This is a genomic window from Neolewinella xylanilytica, assembly GCF_002934605.1.
GTDB classification, from domain to species: domain Bacteria; phylum Bacteroidota; class Bacteroidia; order Chitinophagales; family Saprospiraceae; genus Neolewinella; species Neolewinella xylanilytica.
The window spans coordinates 2,036,089-2,058,915 of the sequence record NZ_PTJC01000006.1 but is presented as its reverse complement, the minus strand read 5'-3'; the positions used below and the strand labels follow the sequence as shown (position 1 = coordinate 2,058,915).

Genomic DNA, 22,827 nt, shown 5'->3' with positions numbered 1-22,827 from the left:
AAAATATCCCATTTTATGGCAATGCTGAACTTTGGTGGCACGGAAGAGAAAGTCGTCACCCGCGAAGAATTCCCCCTCGAGAAAGCCCGCGAGGTACTCAAAGACGAAACCATCGCCGTCATTGGCTACGGCGTTCAGGGGCCCGGCCAGAGCCTGAACCTGCGCGACAACGGCTTCAACGTGATCGTAGGCCAACGCAAAGGCGGCGCATCCTGGGATAAAGCCGTGAAGGACGGCTGGGTACCCGGTGAAACGCTGTTCCCCATCGAAGAGGCTGCCGAGCGGGGCACCATCATTCAGTACCTACTTTCGGACGCCGCCCAGATCGAAGTATGGCCGCGGATCAAACCGCTGCTTACCGACGGCAAGGCCCTGTACTTCAGCCACGGTTTCGGGATCACCTACAACGAACGCACGAAGATCGTAGCGCCCGAAGGCGTTGACGTCATCCTCGTAGCTCCCAAAGGTTCGGGAACGAGCCTGCGCCGTCTCTTCCTCGAAGGGCGGGGACTCAACTCGAGCTACGCCATCGACCAGGATGCGACCGGCCGGGCCTACGAGCGCGCTATTGCCCTCGGCATCGGGGTAGGTAGTGGTTACCTGTTCGAAACCGACTTCAAGCGGGAAGTATACTCCGACCTCACCGGGGAGCGGGGTACGCTGATGGGGGCTATCCAGGGCATCTTCGAAGCACAATACGACGTGCTGCGGGCGAATGGCCACAGCCCCTCCGAGGCCTTTAACGAAACCGTGGAGGAGCTCACCCAGAGCCTGATGCCGCTGGTGGCGGAAAACGGCATGGACTGGATGTACGCCAACTGCTCGACCACGGCACAACGAGGCGCCTTGGATTGGAAGGACAAATTTCGCGACGCGGTAAAACCCGTCTTCGAGGATCTCTACCAGAGTGTAGCCAGCGGAGAGGAAGCCCAACGTAGCATCGATTCCAATAGCCAGAAAGATTACCGGGAAAAACTAGAGGTAGAACTCAAGGAGCTCAGCGACAGTGAGATGTGGCAAGCCGGGCGCACCGTGCGTAAGCTGCGTCCGGAGAACGCCTAGGGTAACCAAAGCGGCGCCGTCGTGTTGTAACTTGCGTTCCACCCGCGCCCCGGCGCCCATCAACACGCACGCATGCAGGCTTCCCAAGACCGAACAGATCGGATTCATCGACTTGATAGCGAACCCTTCGACCTAGTGGTCATCGGTGGCGGCATTACGGGCGCGGGCGTAGCCCTGGATGCCGCCAGCCGAGGCCTTAAAACCGCCCTGATCGAGCGCAATGATTTTGCGTCCGGAACCAGCAGCAAGTCGACGAAGCTGATCCACGGTGGACTGCGATACCTGAAAAACCTGGAGATCGGCCTCGTTCGGGAAGTCGGTCAGGAGCGCGCCGTGGTGCACAAGATCGCCCCTCACCTGGTGCGACCCGAAAAAATGCTCCTGCCGCTCGTCGAAGGTGGTTCGCTGGGTAAGTTGTCCACCAGCATGGCCCTGTGGGTGTATGACTTTCTGGCCGACGTCGAGGGAGAGGACAAGCGCGTGATGCTCAGTAGGGAAGAAACCCTGGAAATGGAGCCCCTGCTGCGCGAAGACATCCTCAAAGGAGGGGGATTCTACGCCGAATACCGTACGGATGATGCGCGCCTGACGATCGAGAACGTGAAAACGGCGATCGGTAAAGGCGCGCTGGCCGTAAACTACGTCGAGGCTACCGGATTCGTCTATGATAAAGAAGGTAGGATCGAGGCAGTGGAATGTCGTGACCGCTATGGGCTGCGCGACTTCGCCATAAGCTGCAAACACGTGATCAGCTCCGCCGGACCATGGGTGGATGACCTGCGGAAGATTGACAAGAGCATGAACAACAAACGGCTCTTCCTGAGCAAGGGGGTTCACATTGTCGTGTCGCGGGAACGCCTGCCCCTAGCCCATGCCTGCTACTTCGATGTCGCCGACGGGCGAATGCTCTTTGCCATTCCCCGGCTGCGGTGCACCTACATCGGCACCACCGATACCCCGTATAAAGGCAATCCCAACGCCATCCCCGTGTACCGGGAGGATGTGGAATACCTGCTCGACGCAACGAACGCGATCTTTCCGACCGTAGACCTGACACTGGAGGACGTGGAAAGCAGCTGGGCCGGCGTACGGCCGCTCATTTTCGAGGAGGGGAAGTCGGCCGGGGAAATGTCGCGGAAGGACGAGATATTCGAGAGCGATTCCGGGCTGCTGAGTATCGCCGGGGGTAAGCTCACCGGCTACCGCAAGATGGCGGAACGCGTCGTGGATCGACTCGGAAAGCAGCTCCACGGCGAGGGGGCCGAACTTGGTGACACGACAACCCGGAAGATCGTACTGAGTGGGGGCCCCTTCCGGGACTTCGACGAGGTGCTGCGGTACGAGGAGGAAATGGCCGGAAAGCTTGCCGAGGCAAGTCTGGCCTCCGACCGTGCGGCCTACCTGGTGGCGAACTATGGTCGACAGACGCCGCAAATCATCGAACTCGCCCGCATACGGTCGGAACAAACCGATGTGGCACGGCTGGCAACGGCCGAGGCCGACTGGTGCATCCGCCACGAGCTGGCCCTCTACCCGATCGACTGGGTGGAAAGGCGTTCCGGCAGACTGTACTTCGATATGCCCAGCATCGAGCCGGTGCTGGAAGACGTGCTGGAAGTCTTCGCCAAAGCCTACGGGTATTCGGACGAAGATCGGCAGCGGGAAAGACAGCGGGTACGGGATGCGATAGAATGGGTGAGCACCTTTGAGCCGGAGAAAAAGGAGGACGGGGTACAGGTGGATTAAGTACTAACAATTGCGTCTCGGTACTGTTAGGCGATAAACAAGCGCGGCATGGCGAGTGAATTGTCCATTTTCGAAAAGCGGATCGACCCCGTAATCCAGGCGGGCGTCGTGCTCGTCATGGTGCTTCTCATCGATGTGTTCGGCGTGATCGTATCCGGAACCAATACGGTAGGGGTGAGCAACCGCTTCCCGTGGCTCTGCGCGGCGAGCTTCATGCTGTTCTTCGCTCTCTTCAACGCGGTGCTGAGCGCCTCCGCCGAAAACATCGCGAAGTACTGGGGACGAAGCATATATAGCTTCATGGGCTTAGCGCTCGGAGCGGGTCTGCTGGCTTGGGGATTTAGCGGGCTAACCATTGGGGAAGCCGGGTCCTATCGGTGGATTTATCTGGTGGTAACGGTGGGCTATCTCGTTTTCCTGGGAATGATCGCGATTATCAAAAACGTCGTGACCTTCGCCCAGCGAGAGGAATGGAATCGCCCCCGCACGAAAAACCGCGAACGGGAGAAGTAAATCCACCAACCATCCGCCCGGGGCATCCGTTAGTGTTTTTTACCCTGTTCTACCCCTATGCAGTTACTGCCCGCGGACACGCTTGAAAAGCTTGAATTCGATAAAATCCTCGCCCTCCTCGAGCGCCACTGCAACGGCGATCTGGGGCGGGAAGCCGCCCTGTCGGTGACTCCCTCCACCAAAGTGACGGAGATTAACCAGTGGTTGGACGAAGTAACGGAATTTCGTCAGGGCACGGAGGACAAGAATATGTTCTCCATTACGGCCTACGATGACGTTAGTGAGGAGTTGAAGGCCCTCCGGGTCGAAGGCTACGCGCTCGTGGAATCCGGACTTGCAAAGCTGAATGTCCTGCTTTTACAGGCGAAGCAACTCTTTACCTTTTTCCAGTCTAACGCTCGGCAAAATGCCTTTCCGACCCTTTTCGGGGTGGTGAGCGTAGTGGAGTACGTACCCGAACTGAGCGCGGCCATCGAGGCGGTGATCGACGCCGAGGGGAATATCCGCACGGACGCTTCCGACGAACTGAGCCGCATCCGCCGCCTGCTCGGCAGCAAACAGCGGGAGGTGGAGAAAGCCTTCCGGTCGGTCATCGAGAAGTACCGACGGGCCGGTTACCTGAGCGATACCGTCGAAAGCTTTCGCAACGGGCGGCGGGTACTCGCGGTACCAGCGGAGCATAAGCGGCAGATCCGCGGCATCATTCACGACGAGTCGGCTACGGGTAAAACCGCCTACATCGAGCCCGACGAGGTGATCGGCATTAACAACGACATCTTCGACCTGCAGCAGGAGGAAAGGCGGGAAATCTACCGGATCCTGCGCGAGCTATCGGCGCGGTTGCGCCCCTACGTCGACCAGATGGTCAATTACCGCGACCTGATCGTCTACATGGACCTGGTGCAGGCCAAAGCCCGGCTCGCCGCCCAGATGAAGGCCGAGCGACCCAAGGTCGACCACCGTCCGACGCTGGATATCAAGGAGGGCCGCCACCCGCTGCTCTATCTGAAGAACCGGCCGTACGGCCGAAAAACCGTTCCCTTCGATCTGGTGCTGAAGGGGAAGAACCGGATTTTGATGCTCTCCGGACCGAACGCCGGGGGAAAGTCAATCTCGATGAAGTCGGTAGGCCTCTTGCAGCTAATGGTTCAGAGCGGGATGCTGGTCACCGTCGATAAGGAATCGACCCTGGGTACCTTTCACAAAGTGTTTACCGACATTGGGGACCAGCAGAGTATCGAGGACGACCTATCAACCTACAGCAGCCGGCTGAAGAACGCGCGGGAATTCACCCGGGAGGCGGACGACCGCACCCTCGTCCTGATCGATGAGTTCGGTTCCGGCACCGACCCCATGCTCGGCGGCGCCATCGCGGAAGCGGTACTCGAACGCCTTAACAAGGCCGGGGTATACGGCGTAATCACCACCCACTACAGCAATTTGAAGATCTACGCCTACAAAACGTCGGGGATCGTCAATGGGGGAATGCACTTCGACAAGGATAGCCTCAGCCCTACCTATGAGCTTCAAGTCGGGCGACCGGGCTCCAGCTACGCCTTCGAAATCGCCCAGAAAAGCGGGCTACCGCAAGACGTGCTTGACCACGCCCGCATGCGCGCCGGTAAGAACGAACGGGCGGTGGATCAGCTCCTCGTAGATCTGCAACGGGAAAAGCAGGAGGTGGAGGAACAGCTCGCCCGCATGGAGCAGAAGCAAAAAACGCTCGATGCGCTTACCCGCACCTACGAGGAATTACACCGTGACATCGAAGTCCGCCGCAAACGCCTGAAATTGGAGGCCAAGGAGCAGTCCCTGGCCGAGACGGCGAAGTACAACAAGGAGATGGAAAACCTGATCCGGAAGCTGCGGGAAGAAAAAAAGCTGGACGAGGCGAAGGAGAAGGCCAAAGCGCTGCGCGACGAACGCGAAAAAATCAGTGAGCAGGTGACGGATCTTCGCGAGACGATTTACTACCAGCCAAAGTCCGGAAAGCAGGGCCGGCGGCAGTTCAACGAGGGCGACTACGTGAAGCTACGCACGGGGGGCACATCGGGAACCATCGAGACCATCGATAAGAAGCGCGCCATCGTGATCGTGGGAGACTTGCGGCTTACAGCCAACCTGCGGGACCTGGAGCACGCGGAGAGTCCGATGACACTCCGGCGGGAACGCAGCGTATCCAGTGATATACAGGGGGTAGCCTCCTTCAGCAATAAGCTGGACGTGCGGGGTATGCGCTTCGAAGAGGTACTGAATACCACCCAGGCTTTCGTAGACCAGGCCCTGATGGCGAATGCATCCCAGTTGCGCATCGTACACGGGAAGGGAAGCGGGGCGCTCAAACGGGCAGTCCGGCAAAAACTCAGCGAATACAATCATCAATTCAACCTCAGCACCCCGCCCCGGGAACAGGGGGGGGAAGGGGTCACCATCGTCGATCTGTAAATCGACCAACCGCCCATAGCAGTTGAACGTCAAGAACCTCACCGAATGGAAGTAAGTAAGATCGCCGAAGCACTGGCTACCGTCACCGATCCGAAGACCGGACAGGACATTATCACCGCCAATATGGTGCTGCACCTGAAGGTGGAAGCGCCGGACGTTTCCTTTACCCTTCAGCTGCCCAAACTGGATGATAATTACAAACAGCAGCTTAATTTCGCCTGTCAGGAAGCTATCCTGAGCGTGTACCCCCAGGCCCAGGTGCATGTTCACATGCAGCAGCCGGGCCTCAATCCCGGTGCGGGGCAGGGCGGCGGGCCACAGAAGAGCAATCCGTTACCCCACGTCCGGAACATCATTGCCGTGGCCAGCGGAAAGGGCGGGGTTGGCAAAAGTACGGTGGCCGTGAACCTGGCACTGGGGCTGCAGGAACTGGGGGGGGCGGTGGGCCTGCTCGATGCCGACGTTTACGGTCCTTCGGCTCCCACTATGCTCGGGCTAGCCGGACAAAAGCCGCAAGTGGAAAAAATCTACGGGAAACCCAAGATCAAACCCCTATACGCTTACGGCCTCCCGGTCATGAGCACGGGCTTCGTGGTTGACCCCGAGCAGGCGGTGGTGCTGCGCGGTCCGCGACTTGCCGGTATCGTCCGCCAGTTTATTGAAGAGACGATCTGGCCCCCCCTGGACTACCTGGTGGTCGATTTACCACCGGGCACGGGGGACGTGCAGCTTTCGCTGGTACAGTCGGTCAGCGTGACCGGCGCGGTCATGGTTACCACGCCCCAGGACGTTGCCCTAGCCGATGCGATCAAAGCGATGAATATGTTCTTCCTGCCCGACGTCCAGGTGCCCGTACTGGGGGTGGTGGAGAACATGGCTTACTTCACGCCCGCCGAACTGCCGAATAACAAGTACTACATCTTCGGCCAGGGTGGAGGAAAGACGCTTGCCAAAAAGAGCAACAGCATGCTCCTGGGGCAGATACCCCTGGTACAATCCATTCGCGAGGGTGGTGACAGCGGCAAGCCGGCCATTCTGAACCGGGAAGACGAAATTACCCGGGAGGCCTGGCTCAACGTTGCCCGCAACGTGGCCCGTCAGACCGCGCTCCGCAACGAAATGATGGACCCCACGCGGCCGGTAGAAATGAAAAACTAGGCCTGCTCCATAAAAGCGCCGAGAACCCGTTGCAGGGCCCCGTCCAGCGCGGCGATCGCTTTCCCGATCTGCCAGCTTTCGCGGTCGCGTTCGGTTACGTAGTTGCTGATGGCCCGCAATTGCAGGGGTTCGACGCCCGCCATTTGCGTGGCGTAGAAGAAGGCCGCACCCTCCATGGTTTCGATCTGCACCTCCGGAAATTGGCGACGCAAGCGGTCGATGGTCGACCGGCTTCCCGAACTCCGTCCGGTCGTCCCGCCGCTGACTACCCGGTACGGGAGGTACTGGGCGGAGACGGTAATGGGTTTTAACGATCCATCCTCCTGAAAGGGAGTGGCGTACCGGAAACCCATATCAGCCAGGTTTAGCCAGGAACCGTCGCGGTCTTCGGCACCAAAGTCGAGCAAGCGGTCATTTTCGACTCGCACGACTTCGCCGATCGCCAAGTCCCGATCGAAGGCTCCGGCAATGCCTCCCTGAATGGCCAATTGAACCGCGTGGTTGGTCAGGTACGCCCCAAGGGCGTAGGCCGTAGCTAGTGGCCCCATTCCCGTGAATAACAGGTGTACCTCCACGTTTCCGAACCGCATGAAATTACGTTCCGTACCGTCGGCACGCTCCCGCAACCAGGCGAGGGTAGGGGCGAGTTCTTCGGGGGTTGCAGCCGTTAGTAGGATATTCACAGCTTAACTTCGATGAGCTGGCCGAGAATCAGCGGATGCAGGAAGGCGGTAGTCACCTGAAATCTCGATGTGGCACCGAGTAGCCGTGCCTGAAGCCGTAGCTCGGCCATGCGGGCACCGAGTTGGTTCGGAAGCTGTTTGGCGGATTGGCAGACGTCCAGTAAAAGAATACATTCCCCCCCAGGCGTTTGCAGCAGCCAGTCTACTTTCTTTTCGTAACCTCTTCCGGCGCAAGTGCCCCGTAGGGCAAGCTGCCGCCTGACGGTGGCATCCGGCCAATGCTCCGCGAGGGTGGCGGCAAAGCTATCCGACTGCTGCGGAAAAAGCGTGGGGTCTACCGAACCGCCCGGTGCCCAATCCATCAATAAATCTCCGGCCAGTTCGGTACGATAAGCCATGGAAGCGGCGTCGCGCGGGTCGCCGGCTAGAAAAATACTCAGGCAGCGCGCGAGTATGCGCCCATCCGTGGCGGGGTCGAGCTCTGGCGGTTGGAAATAGGAAAGGGTTATCCCCGGTCGGCTTTCGCCAAAGTACTCCGCCAGGAATGCATCATCGACCACCCGCGACGCATACGGCGAACGGCCGGGCCGTTCGGAATCGATGAACCGAATGGGATGGTGTGACATTTCGGCCGCCGGCTGGCTGGCGGGTTCGGTCCAGCTATGGAAGCTCTTGTCGACGTCCACGTCATTCCAAGTGAAGGGCGTCTCGGTGGTATCCGGTGCCAGGACCGGCGTGGCCTTCCCTCCTCTGGCGAACACCCGATCAACCCAGGGTGCGCCATTTCGCTGACTGGTGGGCAGCACGAGAAAATCGCGGGCGCGGGTCATGCCTACGTACAGCAACCGCGCCTCCTCTGCAAGCGCCGCTTCGGTCGTGGCGGCCTTGTGCCGGCTTTCTTCCAGTGCGTCCACCCAGGGAATTCCGGAAGACAGGCGACCGTAGGGATTCACCCAGTAGCGAAGCCACCGGTCCGCAAGCGGCCGACGGAGATCTACCGGTGCGGAGGGGTCGTCGGGAACGACCGCGCGTCCCCAAACGTCGGCCCGCAGGGCTTGATCCAGGTCGAAGCATACCACTACCGGCCACTCCAGTCCTTTACTCCGGTGATAGGTGAGCACATTGACCGCATCCGGTCGCTCGCTGGCCCCCTGCATATCTTCCCCTTCCCGGATCAATTGATTCAGGTATAGCAGATAGCCCCCGAGGGAAGCCGCCCGGTGCTGCTGGTGGCAATTCTCTTCGTAGGCCATCGCCAGCCGCCGCAGTTCGTCGATATTAGCCAGTCGCTGTTCTCCGTCACCCCAACCAGCCGCTATGCGCCGGAGGTCGATGCGTTCTACGACCAGGTTGATGATCTCACTGGTGGAATGCTCGGCCGTGGCCTCGCGCAGCGATTCCAGCTGCCCCAGGATGGCTTCCTCCGTTCCCCAGGCCGCCTTGGGATCGTACTCCAGGTGATGGAGGCGGTGATCGATGATGTCCGGCAGGTCGCGCCGGCTACCAAAGAGCATGATCTCGGCGATCGACAGGCTATCGGTACCGTCCAGCATATATTTCAGACACGCCAGCAACAGGGTGGCCTCGGCGGTCTCGAGTAATCCTTTACGGGCAATGGCCGCCGGAATGCCCTGCTTGGCCAGCTCGGCGGCTACGTCCGCACAGCGGTAGTTGGACCGACACAAAATGGCGATATCCCCCGCCCGGAGCTTCCGTTCTTCACTGCCCCCCTTGGGGAGTACCGGGTGGGGATTAGCCAGCAGTTCGCGGATCGCCTTCACGAGGGTGGCGATCATGAAGCCGTTGCTGTGGCGGGTCTTTCCCTCCGGGGTGAAGTGCCAGTGGATGAGTCCGTGTGTCTCGGATAATTGCTCGCTCTCCTGCGGACTGAACCGGCTGCCCCGCCGGGTCCGTACCGGTTCCAGGGCGACCTCCGCCGCGGTAAATTCCGGAAAGGCGGATACGAACAGGCTATTGCAGGCGTAGACGATATCCTCCCGGCTCCGCCAGCTTTTTCGCTGGATGTTTGCCGGATCGATCGGTCCGTTGGCGTGCATCACCGCCGCCATCAGCCGGGGTTCGGCGCCACGAAACCCGTAAATGCTTTGTTTGGGATCTCCCACCCATACGCTCTGCTTCGCCAGTTGACTCAGCTGTAGGAAAATGGCCAACTGGATCGGAGAAGTATCCTGGAATTCGTCGACCATCAGCAGATCGAGCTCCCGGGAGAGCGTCTCCCGTACGCTGTCGTTCTCCAGAAGTCTGAGCACGAGCACCTCCATATCGGTGTAGTCGATCCGGCCGCGGCGCTTTTTATAGCTGTCGTATTCCTCGATGGAGGCCTGGGCGAAATCGAAGAGCATTTCCTGGTACCGGCGGAGGTCTTCCTGGAAATCGGCGAGGCTGGCGTGCCGCTCCCCGAGTTCCACCAGTTCGGTCACCAGGTCCCGGCTCTTCGCACCGACCTCACCGGCAAACCGTCCGAGTTTGGCGTAGTTGACCCAGGGAAGGTAGCCGCGCTGTTTGAGGTCGCCGAGCATGGACCGCAGGGCCTGCGCGGCGGTATCCGTTTTCTTGGTTCCGTCCGCCTCGTTGTCCAGTAGGGCTTCGAAGGTTTCTTTCAAGATGCGTTCGGCCCGCGTCCGGTACTGACTCAGACTTAAGTTCGTATCGACGGGGGGAAGAAATTCCTGCAAGCTCTGCCAGCTATTGGTCTTACTGCGCTCGATATCCGCTGGAGTAAAATTGTTGCCCCGGATCACCTCGACGAGCCCCAGGACGTCCTTGCGCCAGTTATATTTCTCCCCGGAGGTGCTCAGGCTCAGTCGGTCCACCAGGGCTTCGATCTCCTGAATCTGGCCCAGGCTTATCACGGCGGCCATGCTTAAATTGAACAGTCGCTGGTGGTCGCCGTCGGCAATGATGTCGACCTGCGGACTCACCCCAGCCTCGAAAGCGAAGCGTCGTAAGAGCTTGACGCCCAGCCCGTGGACCGTACCGATCAGGGCGTTCGACAGCTCTCCGGCCTCGCGGGTCATCCCTTCCCGCAGTAATTTGACGCGGACGCGCTCCTTGAGCTCCGCCGCCGCCCGCTTGGTGAAGGTGGTTGCGATAATCCCCTCCGGCCGAACCTCGCCGCTCGTCAGCAAAGCGGCCATCTCCAGGGTCAGGCGGTAGGTTTTTCCGCTACCCGCCCCCGCGGAGATGAGCTTGAGGTTGTTGAGCAGGCCTGGCATCTTCGTCATGCCGACAATGTAAACAAAATGTTAGTCAATCCTTCCCCGCCGCGGTCAACACCCGTTCACGAATTTTTTCCAGTTGCTCCCGAAGCCACCCGTCCAAATTGCGGTACCACTCCAGGTGGGGGGAGAATTCGGTACATTCAACGCACTGCGTTTCCTCGAACCCTTTCGTGCAGTTCGGGCAGATCGCGGTCGTTTCGAAGGTGTCGAAACGGGTTCCGCAGGCATCGCAGGTCCAGTACGGCCGACCGTCCGGCTCCCAATCACATTTCGGGCAGGCAATTTTTACTTCCATATTCTTCAGATAAGCATCTCGAATAGAATCGGCTGGTCGTTCAGGTGTTCGTAGCGCAGGCGGCGGGCCTCCATACGCTGCACCAGCTCCTCGAAATCGCCCCGCCTTCCGAGTTGAATGCCCACCAGCGCGGGGCCCATGGCGCGGTTGTGTTTCTTGGTGTACTCGAAGTGGGTGATATCGTCTTCCGGTCCGAGTACGTCGAGGAAATCGCGCAGGGCCCCGGACCGCTGGGGAAATTCCACGATGAAGTAGTGCTTCAGCCCGGCGTACATCAGCGCCCGCTCCTGGATCTCCGGGGTACGGGTGATGTCGTTGTTGCCGCCACTGACCACGCACACGATGTGCTTCCCGCGCAGGTCGCCCAGTTGATCGAGTACGGCGATGGATAGGGCACCGGCCGGCTCCACCACCAGGCCGTCTTCGTTGTAGAGGTCGAGCATGACGCCGCAAACCTTTCCCTCGTCCACGAGCTCAATCCGGTCCACCGTATCCCGTACGATGGGGAAATTATGCTTGCCCACCCGGCGCACCGCGGCGCCGTCCACGAAACTGTCGATCCGGTCCAGGGTGATCACCTCACCCGCCTGCAGGCTTTTGAACATCGCGGGGGCCCCGGAGGGCTCGACGCCGATCAGCTTGGTCTGCGGACTGAGCTGGCTGAATACGCTGCCGATGCCGGCGCTTAGACCGCCGCCACCTACCGCCATCACCAGCAGGTCGATTGGCTTGGTTGCCGCGTCGAGGATTTCCAGTCCTACCGTTCCCTGGCCCGCGATCGTTTTCGGATCGTCAAAGGGGTGTACGTAGGTCAGCCCCCGCTCCTCGGCCACGCGCATGCTCTCGTTGTAGGCGTCGTCGTAGGTGTCGCCGATCAGTACCACCTCCACGTAATCGCCGCCGAACATGCGCACCTTGCGCACCTTCTGGGCGGGGGTCACCACCGGCATGAAGATCACCCCTCTCACCTGCATGGCGTTACAGGCGTAAGCGAGCCCCTGGGCGTGGTTGCCCGCACTGGCGCACACGACGCCGCGTTCGCGCTCCTCCTGGCTCAGGGACGCCATCTTGTTGTAGCTGCCGCGGATCTTATAGCTCCGTACTTCCTGCAGATCTTCCCGCTTCAGGTAAATCTCCGCGTCGTACAGCCGGCTGAGCCGGGTACTCTTCATGAGGGGCGTTTCCAGCGCGATGCCCCGTAGCCGGTGCCGCGCTTTGATGATTTCTTCTACCGTGATGGGGCTGACCGATTGCTGTGTCATTCCGTAAAGGTAGCTAGCCAAACGTTGTGCGCCGGGGCGCGGGTGCGCCGATTTTCCGATACCTAACACCAACTTTACTACCCAATTACCCTCGCTAATCCCGGGCCGGATAGAACGTACGTTGAGCCGCCAGGCCGGCCCCTGCGCGAACCGAGTTGCATCCAATATCTTTACCGCATGGAGGTAATCGAAATCGGCCGCACGGGTAGGCCCCATGGCATCAAGGGGGAACTCAGCGTATTCGTGGAGGAGGTTTACGAAGACGATCTGCTGGCTGCGAAGGCGGTGCTCATCGGGGAGCCCCCCATCCCCTACTTCGTACGATCGTTCCGTACCGGAGGAAAGCTGACGGTCAGTCTCGAGAATTTTGATACTCGGGAGGCCGTCGTTCTCCTGTCCGGAAAGCCCCTCTGGTTGCCCGCCGATCAGGTGACCGGCGAGGCCGAAGTGGAGGGTACGCCCTGGGACGGCGTAGTAGGTTTTATGATCGAAGCCGAGGGCTACCCGCCACTGGGGCCCATCGAAGACATCATCGATCTCCCCGAGCACTACCTCGCGGAGCTTACCCACAACGAAAAGACCGTATTCATTCCCCTGCACGAGGACCTGGTGCTGAACGTGCGGGAAACGGATACGGTCCTGGAAATGCAGCTGCCCAGGGGCCTGCTGGAGTTGGGGAGCTAGTGCACCATCAGCTTTCCCGACTGGCGGCCGGCGGGGCCGTCCACGTGGAAGAGATACATGCCGGCGGGTAGGTCGCCTACCGGCCAGTCCATCTGGCTGTTGCGGTTGCCCCCTTCTATGACTTGTTGGCGGAGCTGACGACCGTTTAGATCCGTAAGCGAAGCACCGTAGCGGCCGGGCTGACCGGCGTTAAAACGGACGGTCACGGTTTCGGTAGCGGGGTTCGGCGCGATCGAGGCGGCGTAGTCGGCGATCGGCTGTCGAGCCGACGTCGTCTCGGTTTCGATGATGGTTGCCATGAAAAGTTCAAGATTTACCCCCCAGCTCTCATAAAAGGTATCGTAGTAGAGTTGGGTGCCAATCGGATATATTTCGAGGACATTAGTACCGTCACCACAATTGAAGTACGTAGAAGCAACACCGATATAACCTGTAGTATCCGCAACATCGTTGTAGACGCCAGTAAGGTTAATCCCTACGAAAAAGGAATCATTGGATACTTCCACTGGATTGGAGAAGGTAAACGAGATAAAATCTTCTAAATCGATGTCTTCAAGGAGCACGGTATCGCTGGTGCCTAAAGGAGCGTCGAGATTGCCGCTCGCATCCAGTTCGTCGTAGACGACGGCAAACAGATAGCCATCGTTTATTGTTTCGGCGCCAATTTCAAAGAAGGTCGTAATAACCTCAGTGATTTGAAAGTTTTGCGTCTCGGTATAAACAAACCGTTGAAGCTTCTCATAATCGGAATAGGTATTTGAACCAGTAAGAAATCCTTCGAATGCTTCGTTTTCGTCAAAATAGGCCGTAATCCCTTTGTTTGGATTTGTGAAACAGGTATCGTTTACAAATCCAGGAAAAATGGTGTCGGAAACCGCTTTGGCCAGTGATACCGGTAATTCTAGCGATCGCGAGGGCATCGCCTTCAACTGGGTGATTGGTCGCTGGGCGAAGGCAGTAAACGGTAAAAGGAAGAGAAAGAGCAGTTGGAGTAACATTTTCATCATCGGGGGAGGTTTGTGTTGTTCGGTTGTAGATGATGAATGTCGCCATTTTGTTGATTCTTTCGGCTGATTTCGTCGGCGTTGGGAAATAATTAAGACGGCATCCTCACTTTTGTCCGGTAAGCGGCCATATGGCGGGCGATGTATTTACCGAGGATGTCGAACTCCAGGTTCACCCGGTCGCCGGGCCGCAGGTTCTTGAAATTGGTGTGGGCGTAGGTATAGGGAATGATCGCCACCTTGAAGCTGTCGTCGTCGGGCTCCACTACGGTGAGGCTCACGCCGTTGACACATACGCTGCCTTTGTCCACGAGTAAATCCTCGCTGTCGTAGCGAATCGTGTAGTACCAGCTGCCCCCGGCTTCTTCGACCGCCACGCACTCCCCGACGGTATCGACGTGGCCCTGTACGATGTGGCCGTCGAGCCGGGCCCCGGCCTGCATGGCCCGTTCCAGGTTTACCTCACTGCCCTCGGTCCATTCAGCGAGCCGGGTCCGGTTGAGGGTTTCGCGGATGGCGGTCACGGTGTGGGTGCCATCCGCTTTAGCCACCACCGTGAGGCATACCCCATCGTGGGCCAGGCTCTGGTCGATCTTCAGGTCGTCGCTGATCGGGCTGGCCACGGTGAAGTGGACGTTGTCGGCTTCCCGTTCGATACGGACGACGGATCCGGCGGCTTCGATGATTCCGGTAAACATAATGGGTGGGTTTTACGCGATCCGCTTCCGGTCGCTATTCGATGACGACTTTATGGAAGTCGAAGGGTACAACAACCGAAGCGCTGCGGCGGTCGAACTGCAGAGAGTGGGGGAGGAGTGATCCGTTCACTTCCACCCGACCCGGGGCGTGCTCCAGTCCGATCAACCGAATGTTGGCGTAGCGGAAGCTGGCGTTGTATTGTCCGCTTTTTTCCTGTTCAATGGTGATGGATTTGCCTTGCTGCCGGAGGTGAAAGCTGCGTTTGGTAAATTGATCGACCTGGTAACCGTAGCCTTCTCCCGCGTCCCAGTACATTGCTCCTGCGCCCCGCTCCGCCAAAAAGACGGTCAGGTTAAGGGTATCGGCCCCGGCCAGCTCCCGGGTGTGCTGAACTACGTCAACCGTAGGCACGATAGCCCCCGCCCGCACGAAGATGGGAAGCCGGTCCGCCCGCAACCGCGCCCGCACTTTCTGGGCGCCGTTGTAGCGCTTGCCGGTGAAGTAATCGTACCAGTCCCCCTTTGGCAAGTAGACGCCCAACGACTTGTTGCCAGGCTCCACTACCGGACATACTAACAGGTCATCCCCGGCCAGGAACTGGTCGCCGAACTGCCGGCAGAGCGGATCCACCTGATCGTAAAAGAAGAGATTGCGCAGCACGGGAATACCGGTTTCCACGTGGCGCTGAAAAGCCGTGTACAGGTAAGGCAGCAGTCGGTACCGTAGCTCGATGGCCTTCCGGTTGTGGTCGGTATGTTGGCCGCCGTGGGCCCAGGGTTCCTGGTCCTGGCGGTTCAAGGCCTCGGCTTCCTTCACCTCATCGGCTTCGACTTCGGCTGCACCATCCGTGTTGTTCCCCATACTGTGCACCCGCATGAGGGGGTGGAAAACCGCCAACTGCAGCCAGCGAGTCAGCAGTTCGGGGGAGGGCTCGTCGACGAATCCACCGATGTCGGTGCCGCAGAAGCTATAGCCGCTAATCGCCAGACGCAGGCACTGGCGGTTGGCGAGTGCCAGGTGTTCCCAGCTGGCGATATTATCGCCGGTCCAGAGGGAGGCAAAGCGTTGTCCACCGCTGAAGCTGGCCCGACCGAGCAGGAAGGGACGCTTCGCGGGCAGCAACTGCTTCAGTCCCTCGAAGGTGGCCCGGGTCATCTGCATGCCGTAAATGTTGTGGGCCTTTTTGTGGTCGCCGGTAAAGCCGTCGTAATCGTGGCGTACGTCCAGGGGGAAGGTCAGGGCCGTGACCTTGAACATTGCCGGCTCGTTCATGTCGTTCCAAAAGCCGCTCACGCCCTGCTCCACGTAGAGTTCGCGGTAGAGGGTGCCCCACCAATCCCGCACCCGGGGGTTGGTATAGTCAGGCCAGACGCACTCCTGCGGCCAGACCGGGCCGATCATCATTTCCCCGGTACTGCGGCGGCAAAAGGCATCGCGTTCTACGCCGTCTGAATACACGGGATAATCCGGATCGACGCGAATGCCCGGATCGATCATCACCACGGTGTGGAAACCGTCTTCCCGTAGTTCCCGGATCATCCGTTTTGGATCGGGAAAGTGCTCCGGGTCCCAGGTGAAGCAGCGGTACCCGTCCATGTAGTCGATATCCAGGTAAATGGCATCGCAGGGGATCTTTTTCTCGCGGAAGGTCGCCGCGACTTCTTTTACCCGGGTTTCGGGGTAGTAGCTCCAGCGGCACTGATGATAGCCGAGGGCCCACAGCGGGGGGAGCTCCGGTCTACCGGTGAGGTCGTGGTAGCGGCGGGCCACGTCGTCGAGCCGGGGACCGTTAATGAAGTAGTAGTCGAATTCTCCGCCGTCGGTCCACACGGTAGCCAATCCGTCGGAATGGCTGTTGAAGTCGAAGCAACTGCGGTAAGTGTTGTCTACGAAGATTCCGTAAGCTTTGCCTTCCCGGAGTCCATAAAAGAAGGGGATGGTTCGATAGAGGGCATCGCGTTCTTTTCCGTAAGCGAAGGAGTCGCTGTTCCAGTTTTCGAACCACCGGCCCTGCAGGTCGGTGTTCCAGGCTTTATCGCCCAACCCGTAAAAAGCTTCGCTCGGGTCGGTACGAAATTGCAGGCGCATCTGGTCGAGTCCGTGCATGAGGGTGAAGCGGGAGTAGAACGGCGCCGCGTAAGCGTGCAGGACGGTTTCACTTCCCCGCTCGGTGATGCGGATGGAAGCGTCCGCCCTCTCGATCCGGATGGCGAGGGTCCGGGTGGATAGGACGAATCCATCCGGATCCTCCTCCAGGTCGATCGCTGCTTCCTGCGGCTTGGCCTTCGGATCCCGGGCGTAGCTGAAATCGTCGGCTTCCCGGCCGTAGGAAAAAAAGAAGCGAACGATGTCGTCGTTCCATATCTGTAGGCCGAGGTGCACCTGGCCCTCTCCCTCCACGAGGTACGTTTGTGAAGACTGCTGCCGGATGGCGCTGACGCGGCCGACGTAATGATCGTAGTACACGTCATCATAGCGCAGGGTACTGACCGTGTCTTTTTCATTAATGGTACCGGGGGCGGTGTGGTAGGGCAGACGCGCGGTCTTCTGAATCTTGGCCATGGGTGCAAGGTAAGCGGTTAACAAAACTTACGCACCCCGGTCACCCGATAGGGCAGGAAAGTGCATAAGGGCATTGCCAATGAGAAAACGATAAACCCGGAAAGACGGATCCGGATCACCAAACCCATAGCTCGAGGGAGCAAACCTACTAAACGCCGCCGTTCAGCGACCAGTCGTACTCCAGGAAATACAGTTGCTTCTTGGTAGGGATGTCGGTTCGGAGATAGCGATTCAGGAATTCCGTCACGTTGCCGAAGTCCTCGGCATACCAATCGAAGAGAGGGCTGACCCGCACCACTTCCTCCTGGGTGACGTTGAACTCCTCGTTGTTGATGAAATTCCGGGTCTGCCGCTCCAGCATCGCGTCCAGGTTCTCCGCGGTGTAGGCCGAGGTGGCCAGGGGCGGACAACTGACCGCCGCACACACCAGGGCGAAGTGGATGCGGGGCTCGGCGAAATTGGGCCGAATGATTTCGTGCTCGATTTGGTTCAGGCTATAAGCGTCTCCGTCCAGGGTGATAAATTTTTGATCCCAGGGTTCGTCGATTTCCCGGATGCTTTTTACGGACCAATTGTCCAGGATCAGTTTGATGGTGAAGGCGTTGTACGCATTGATCCAGTAGGCAAGGGCTTCCTCGTTACTCCAGGAGTTGTCCGGAACTTCCTCCGCCAGGGTGCTTAGGTAGCCGTTGAGCGCTTCTACGTCCTGGCGAAAGCCCGCATAATTCACGGTGCCGGAGCCGCTTACGTGGCGGGATAGGAGCGACGACCAGGCGGCGTGGCTAGGTCCCTGCGGGCGAATAGGTTGTTGAGCGGCAGGCGTGGAAATGGGTGCCGGGGCCTTGTTGGTTGGCGGGGGTGGGGCAACGGCAGGACGAAGTGGTGAGGCTACTTCCCGGACGAGCGTCTCCTGCGGGGGGGCCTCCGGTGTTTGTTCCCGGGTGTATTCGATCTGGTCCTGGACAATGGTATCGGCCATGATCGGTTCGGATACGGATTCGGCTCCTTGGACATCGGCGGGAGGACCCTCGGTACAACCAAGCAACAAGGGGAAGATACAGATCAGCGTAAACGCCTTGAACATGATACAGAGTTTCGGATACGGTCAGGTAACGCCGCTGACCGGGCCGGGAGTTCAAGGGTGGCGTTTGGAGAAATGGTTTATTCACCCTCGACTACAAATTAGGAAGCGGTGGCCGTAGGGAAGGGTGCGGTGGATCCGCATGATGCACCGAAATTGATGTATTGCTATTTAAGGAACATATTCAGGAAATAGTCACATGCTATTACTGAAACCTTAGGAGGAGACAAAAAAAGACCCGCGCTTGCGCGCGGGCCGAAAAAAAGCTTTCTAACTACCATAATAACAAAAGTCACGGCGCAAAATGCCGTTAAAAAACTGCTCTTATTGATGCGGGAGGATTTTCATCCGGGTAAGCCAGCCCCGGACATGGGGCGGCAAGTTCTAGAGTAGGTTAGGTGTTGGGGTTTCTCATGGAGTTACAGCATTAACGGCCGAACCCACCCACAATCACCCCATATACGTGGGGGGACCAGAAAATTTAGTTGGTAAGCTAGCTGGCAGGCACCAACGAACAAGGCCCCCACGCACAGCGTGGAGGCCTTGATTGAATGTAAATTTACCGTTATAACAAAGCAATTTAAAGGTTTACAATCGCAGTAAGTTGGATAAGGGAGCAGCGACAAAAGTTCATCTGCGCCGGTAATACTAGGTTTGAATGAGAGACACAAGGATGGAGAAAATATTCCCCTTAAATCGTTAAAACAAATGTAGGGCAATGCCCGAGGGGTCCGACCCCACACCCGTGGGGTTTTCATAATTTTTTTCTGCGTTTAGGTTTCGACACCGGCTGGTATTGCCGGAATCCCGGTAAGCGGGCAACCGATTCTACTTTGCGGTTCCAGTTTTCCTTACGGGATGCTGCAGACAAGATTCGGTTGATGGGCGCGATATTGGCCCGACCGGTCAGGAGGGCGCAAAAAAAACAGGTCCGTACGTTGCACCGTACGGACCCTATTAATCTTAATTTGTCTACTAAGTTAACCGTCAACGGGCGAATGGCCCCAAAAAACACTTCGAAAAACTCGAGTAGAAAGCTAAAGAAGGCTTCTACTCCCGTGAGTAAATAGGTTTATAAATGAGAGATTTGAAAAAGCGGGACAATTCCCGCTGTCGATAAATCAAAGATAGGCTACTGTTAAACCGGTATTACCCCACAACAATGGGGTCCCCCCATTTTCCGGTTAAATTTTTCTCAACGCCGCCATTTTTTTCCGGGTCGTTCGGAGAACTTGTCCCGGGGGTGGTGAGGTTGTGCAGCCATTAGCCCCCCTGTAAACCATGACCATCACCCTACACCAAGGAGATATCACCAAGCTGGAGGTAGACGTCATCGTAAACGCCGCGAACAGCAGTTTGCTCGGAGGGGGTGGGGTAGACGGTGCAATTCACCGGGCGGGTGGAGAAGAAATTTTAGCGGCCTGCCGGAAAATCCGGGCGCGGCAGGGGGGGTGTCCTACGGGAGAAGCCGTGATCACTACGGGCGGAAAGCTCCCCGCGCGGTACGTCGTCCACACCGTCGGTCCTGTCTGGCAGGGGGGAGCTTCGGAGGAGGCCGAACTGCTGGCCCGGTGCTACCGGCGCGCACTGGAATTGGCCGAAGGGGTTGAGGCCCGCCGCGTCGCTTTTCCGAATATCAGTACCGGAGTCTATGGCTACCCGAAAGAGCAGGCTGCCCGCGTGGCCTGGTCAGCGGTACGGGATTTCCGAGCTACCCACCTACGGGAAGTCGTATTCGTCTGTTTTGACGCGGAGAATTTTTCCGTCTACGAGCGGTTGATCAGCGAGGAATAGAAGGAGGCGTGAGGGCCGAGCTTACTTACTGGATGCCTCCAGGTAATCCTCGAAGGAGGTCGTGGTGTAATGACCGCCACCGATGTACTGAATTTCCCGGAGGAGGTTCTCAGCAGGTTTGAAGCCGGGGCTGATCGAGATGCGTTTCTGTTCGGCGTCGAGATAAACGATGCTCGGATAGCTCATCCGGCCGTCGAGCAGCGCTACGGCTAGTTGGTGGACGCCGCGACGCCCCACGGATTCATCGTAGTCAAACTGGTGACCGTCGTAGGTGATGGTTTCCCGCTGCTCGGCGTCCAGCTTTACCGCGTAGAAGTGTTCCTTTATGTAGGCTACCACCGCTTTATCCTGAAAGGAGGTCTTATCCATGCGTTTGCACCAACCGCACCAGTCGGTATAGACGTCAACCAGTAGTTGTCGTGGCTCGGTCTTACTGCGCTCGATGGCCTCCTCCCAGCTGATCCACTCGATTTGGGCGGAGAGTGTACCGGATAGGAGAAGCAGAAGGATAGGTAGGATTGTTTTCATAGCAATGCGGTTGCACTATTGATAAATGCTTAGCCCCGTCGGATATTTCATTTTCGGTCAAAATTTAGGACAGGGAACCGCCGCATCGTCGTCTGACAAACCGATAAAGGAGGCACTTAGCTCGAAGGTGCTTCGGTTTCGACTGCCCCCCATTCCGTTTCCGAAAACACCCGCATCGTAGCTAAAGCCGAACAGAAAATCGCCTACTTCCAGTCCGGCGAAACCAATTACACTGCTTCCCTGGTAACTACTTTGCTCCTGCGCCAGCCGCAAAAGCGCCCCGATCTGGAAGGCCGTCTGTTCATTGCTCGGCGCTTCGAACCGCAGGTGGGTTCCGAGGAGGGCCATTGCGTGCGGTCCCTGCGTGAGGTAGTAAACCCGGGGCAGCAATTCGATAGTCCGGTTGAGGGGCAAACGTAGGCTGAGGTAACCACTGTAGCGGGCATAGAGGGTATTGGTTACTTCGATGTCTTCGCCGGCGGTTTCGGAAGCATAAAAGGACTGTTCGGGCTGACTGATATGGTGGACCGCCAGCCCGGCCACCAATCCGGCGCCCCGTTGGGGGTTGGAACTATAGTTGATACCGAAGTGGTAATCGCCGAAGGAGACGCTGCTTTCGGGTAACACCTCGCCGCCGCTACCCGGCAGGTAAGTCGTGCTGCCATCGAACTCATCCTCGAAGGTGAGCTCCCCGTAGCCCAGACTACGTTGCGCAATGCCGACCTGAACGCCCGCACTTATCTGCTGAATCCCCCGGCCGTCCAGGTGTTTGTGGTAGGCGCCGCCCAGCAGCATCTGGTTGCTCGACAGGCCCGCTGCGGCCATGCGATCGTTGAGGAATACGACGCCGCCGCCGAAGGCATCGCTGCTGCGTCTTTTCGGGTCGGTCCGGTAGTGAAAGTCGGCGGCGAATGCCGTTGTACTGAAGGGCGTTTCCATCACTTGCGCCCACTGGCTACGGTGGTTGATCACTGCGCGGTAGCGGCCGGCAAAGAGCCCCGTAAGGGCCGGATTCAGCGTGGTGGGAGAAGCGAAAATTTGGGAAAAGGTGGGGTCCTGGGCAGCAGCCGGAGCACTGCCCAATCCGATTAAAGCCCCGATCACTACCATAAGTCGCCAATGCACCATACCACAAAGGTAAGCTGCCGCATCGCATCCCGCCACCGGCTGCCTATCTTGCCGCCATGCCATCCGAACCCGCCCTCGGGCGATATACCGTAGCCCCCATCTGGAGCCGACCCCGGGCCCGTAGTATCATGCGCAGTCAGCTGTTGCTCGGCGAGCCGGTCGACGTCCTGGAAGATTTTGGAGAGTATGCCCGCATCAGTTTTGACGGGGGGCGGGCCGAGGGCTTCGTGTCGCGGGATCAATTGTTACCGGTATCGCCCGCCCTGCACGCCGCCCAGACCACCCATCCCGCGTACGCGCTGGAACTTTTCGGTATGCTGCTCGGTGATTCTTTCGGGATGCCGGTTACCTTCGGTGCCCGGCTGCCGGCCTACGACGGACTTCAACTCCACCACGACGGGCGGCGCTTTCTATATTCCGGACAGGCGGTCCTTGCCGCCGACCTCACGCGGGACGCGGCCCTGCTGCTGCGACTCGGCCGGAAGTGGCTCTACGTACCCGAGCTGCCCGGGGGCCGGACGCCGACCGGTATCGGGAATGCCGAGCTCATTCAGCTCCTTATCGGGTTACTCGGCGTTGATTTGCCCCGCACCGTGGCCCCCATGAGCACGGGCGGCACACCAGTGGATTTCGTGGAGCAGTGCCAGAGCGGCGACCTGGCGTTTTTTGACGACGGTCGGGGCGGCATTCGTCACGTAGGTATCCTGCTGCCCGGGAGCCAGGTGTTGCACGTCTACGGCCGGGTAAGGGTAGACGCGGTGGACCATTACGGGGTCTTCAACCGGGAAACCGGCCGGTACACCCATCGCCTGCGCATCGTCCGGCGTTTTTTGCCGGATACCGCCCCGGCCGGGCAAATCCGCCTGGACGATCGCTTCGCGGAAGGTCCAAAGGACAGTCAACAGATACTAATTTTTTGATTACCTTTCGCTACTTGCCGT

The 22,827-nt window shown here is 58.7% G+C and carries 18 protein-coding genes; 8 read left to right on the top strand and 10 right to left on the bottom strand.

The annotated features are described in order from the left end of the window. The first annotated feature begins 15 nt into the window (after positions 1 to 15). The 5 genes from ilvC (at position 16) to CLV84_RS17715 (ending at position 6,924) form a co-directional block, all read left to right on the top strand. Complete coding sequence (gene ilvC / locus CLV84_RS17735; RefSeq protein WP_104421086.1) at positions 16 to 1,062, top strand: ketol-acid reductoisomerase; 1,047 nt, start codon at positions 16 to 18, stop codon at positions 1,060 to 1,062. Positions 1,063 to 1,134: 72 nt separating this feature from the next. Continuing rightward, a complete protein-coding gene (locus tag CLV84_RS17730; protein ID WP_104421085.1) occupies positions 1,135 to 2,808 on the top strand; it encodes a glycerol-3-phosphate dehydrogenase/oxidase in 1,674 nt (557 codons plus the stop codon). A gap of 48 nt (positions 2,809 to 2,856) precedes the next feature. Next, positions 2,857 to 3,321, top strand: a complete 465-nt coding sequence (locus CLV84_RS17725; protein WP_104421084.1) for a hypothetical protein — start codon at positions 2,857 to 2,859, stop codon at positions 3,319 to 3,321. Positions 3,322 to 3,378: 57 nt separating this feature from the next. Then, the gene (locus tag CLV84_RS17720) at positions 3,379 to 5,766 is read left to right on the top strand and encodes an endonuclease MutS2 (RefSeq protein WP_104421083.1); all 2,388 of its coding nucleotides are present in this window, start codon (positions 3,379 to 3,381) and stop codon (positions 5,764 to 5,766) included. A gap of 45 nt (positions 5,767 to 5,811) precedes the next feature. Next, positions 5,812 to 6,924, top strand: coding sequence for an Mrp/NBP35 family ATP-binding protein (locus CLV84_RS17715; RefSeq protein ID WP_104421082.1), 1,113 nt, complete (start codon positions 5,812 to 5,814; stop codon positions 6,922 to 6,924). On the opposite strand, the gene mqnB is transcribed toward CLV84_RS17715, so the two are convergent. The 4 genes from mqnB to ilvA are packed head-to-tail and all read right to left on the bottom strand — an operon-like array spanning position 6,921 to position 12,406. Continuing rightward, positions 6,921 to 7,607 (bottom strand): futalosine hydrolase, encoded by a 687-nt coding sequence (mqnB, locus tag CLV84_RS17710; protein WP_104421081.1) that lies wholly within the window; start codon positions 7,605 to 7,607, stop codon positions 6,921 to 6,923. The two genes, CLV84_RS17715 and mqnB, sit on opposite strands and share 4 nt — an antisense overlap. Then, positions 7,604 to 10,852, bottom strand: a complete 3,249-nt coding sequence (locus tag CLV84_RS17705; protein ID WP_104421080.1) for a UvrD-helicase domain-containing protein — start codon at positions 10,850 to 10,852, stop codon at positions 7,604 to 7,606. The genes mqnB and CLV84_RS17705 overlap by 4 nt, the downstream gene beginning before the upstream one ends. 25 nt (positions 10,853 to 10,877) lie before the next feature. Beyond that, entirely contained in the window at positions 10,878 to 11,144 is a 267-nt protein-coding gene (locus CLV84_RS17700; protein WP_104421079.1) for a hypothetical protein, read from the bottom strand. Between the two features lie 5 nt (positions 11,145 to 11,149). After that, complete coding sequence (ilvA, locus tag CLV84_RS17695; RefSeq protein WP_104421078.1) at positions 11,150 to 12,406, bottom strand: threonine ammonia-lyase; 1,257 nt, start codon at positions 12,404 to 12,406, stop codon at positions 11,150 to 11,152. A gap of 177 nt (positions 12,407 to 12,583) precedes the next feature. On the opposite strand from ilvA, the gene CLV84_RS17690 reads away from it, so the two are divergent. Next, complete coding sequence (locus CLV84_RS17690; protein WP_104421077.1) at positions 12,584 to 13,090, top strand: ribosome maturation factor RimM; 507 nt, start codon at positions 12,584 to 12,586, stop codon at positions 13,088 to 13,090. Here CLV84_RS17690 and CLV84_RS17685 read toward each other — a convergent pair. The 4 genes from CLV84_RS17685 to CLV84_RS17670 all read right to left on the bottom strand — a co-directional run bounded on the left by CLV84_RS17685 (position 13,087) and on the right by CLV84_RS17670 (position 18,439). Further along, positions 13,087 to 14,097 (bottom strand): T9SS type A sorting domain-containing protein, encoded by a 1,011-nt coding sequence (locus CLV84_RS17685; RefSeq protein WP_104421076.1) that lies wholly within the window; start codon positions 14,095 to 14,097, stop codon positions 13,087 to 13,089. The genes CLV84_RS17690 and CLV84_RS17685 overlap by 4 nt on opposite strands. Before the next feature lie 89 nt (positions 14,098 to 14,186). Then, positions 14,187 to 14,792, bottom strand: a complete 606-nt coding sequence (locus tag CLV84_RS17680) for a riboflavin synthase (RefSeq protein ID WP_104421075.1) — start codon at positions 14,790 to 14,792, stop codon at positions 14,187 to 14,189. Between the two features lie 34 nt (positions 14,793 to 14,826). Then, entirely contained in the window at positions 14,827 to 17,355 is a 2,529-nt protein-coding gene (locus CLV84_RS17675; RefSeq protein WP_104421074.1) for a glycoside hydrolase family 31 protein, read from the bottom strand. A 148-nt stretch (positions 17,356 to 17,503) separates the two neighbouring features. Further along, on the bottom strand, positions 17,504 to 18,439 hold the full coding sequence (locus tag CLV84_RS17670; RefSeq protein ID WP_104421073.1) for a DUF547 domain-containing protein: 936 nt from the start codon (positions 18,437 to 18,439) through the stop codon (positions 17,504 to 17,506). Positions 18,440 to 19,717: 1,278 nt separating this feature from the next. Here CLV84_RS17670 and CLV84_RS17665 point away from each other — a divergent pair. After that, entirely contained in the window at positions 19,718 to 20,230 is a 513-nt protein-coding gene (locus CLV84_RS17665) for an O-acetyl-ADP-ribose deacetylase (RefSeq protein ID WP_104421072.1), read from the top strand. A 21-nt stretch (positions 20,231 to 20,251) separates the two neighbouring features. Here the strand turns inward: CLV84_RS17665 and CLV84_RS17660 are convergent, their stop codons facing one another. Then, on the bottom strand, positions 20,252 to 20,758 hold the full coding sequence (locus CLV84_RS17660) for a thioredoxin family protein (protein WP_104421071.1): 507 nt from the start codon (positions 20,756 to 20,758) through the stop codon (positions 20,252 to 20,254). 57 nt (positions 20,759 to 20,815) lie between these two features. Beyond that, the gene (locus CLV84_RS17655; protein ID WP_245911546.1) at positions 20,816 to 21,886 is read right to left on the bottom strand and encodes a PorP/SprF family type IX secretion system membrane protein; all 1,071 of its coding nucleotides are present in this window, start codon (positions 21,884 to 21,886) and stop codon (positions 20,816 to 20,818) included. Positions 21,887 to 21,942: 56 nt separating this feature from the next. On the opposite strand from CLV84_RS17655, the gene CLV84_RS17650 reads away from it, so the two are divergent. Continuing rightward, positions 21,943 to 22,806 carry a C40 family peptidase gene (locus CLV84_RS17650; protein WP_104421069.1) on the top strand — a complete coding sequence of 288 codons (864 nt, stop codon included), beginning with the start codon at positions 21,943 to 21,945 and terminating at the stop codon, positions 22,804 to 22,806. Positions 22,807 to 22,827: the final 21 nt, after the last annotated feature.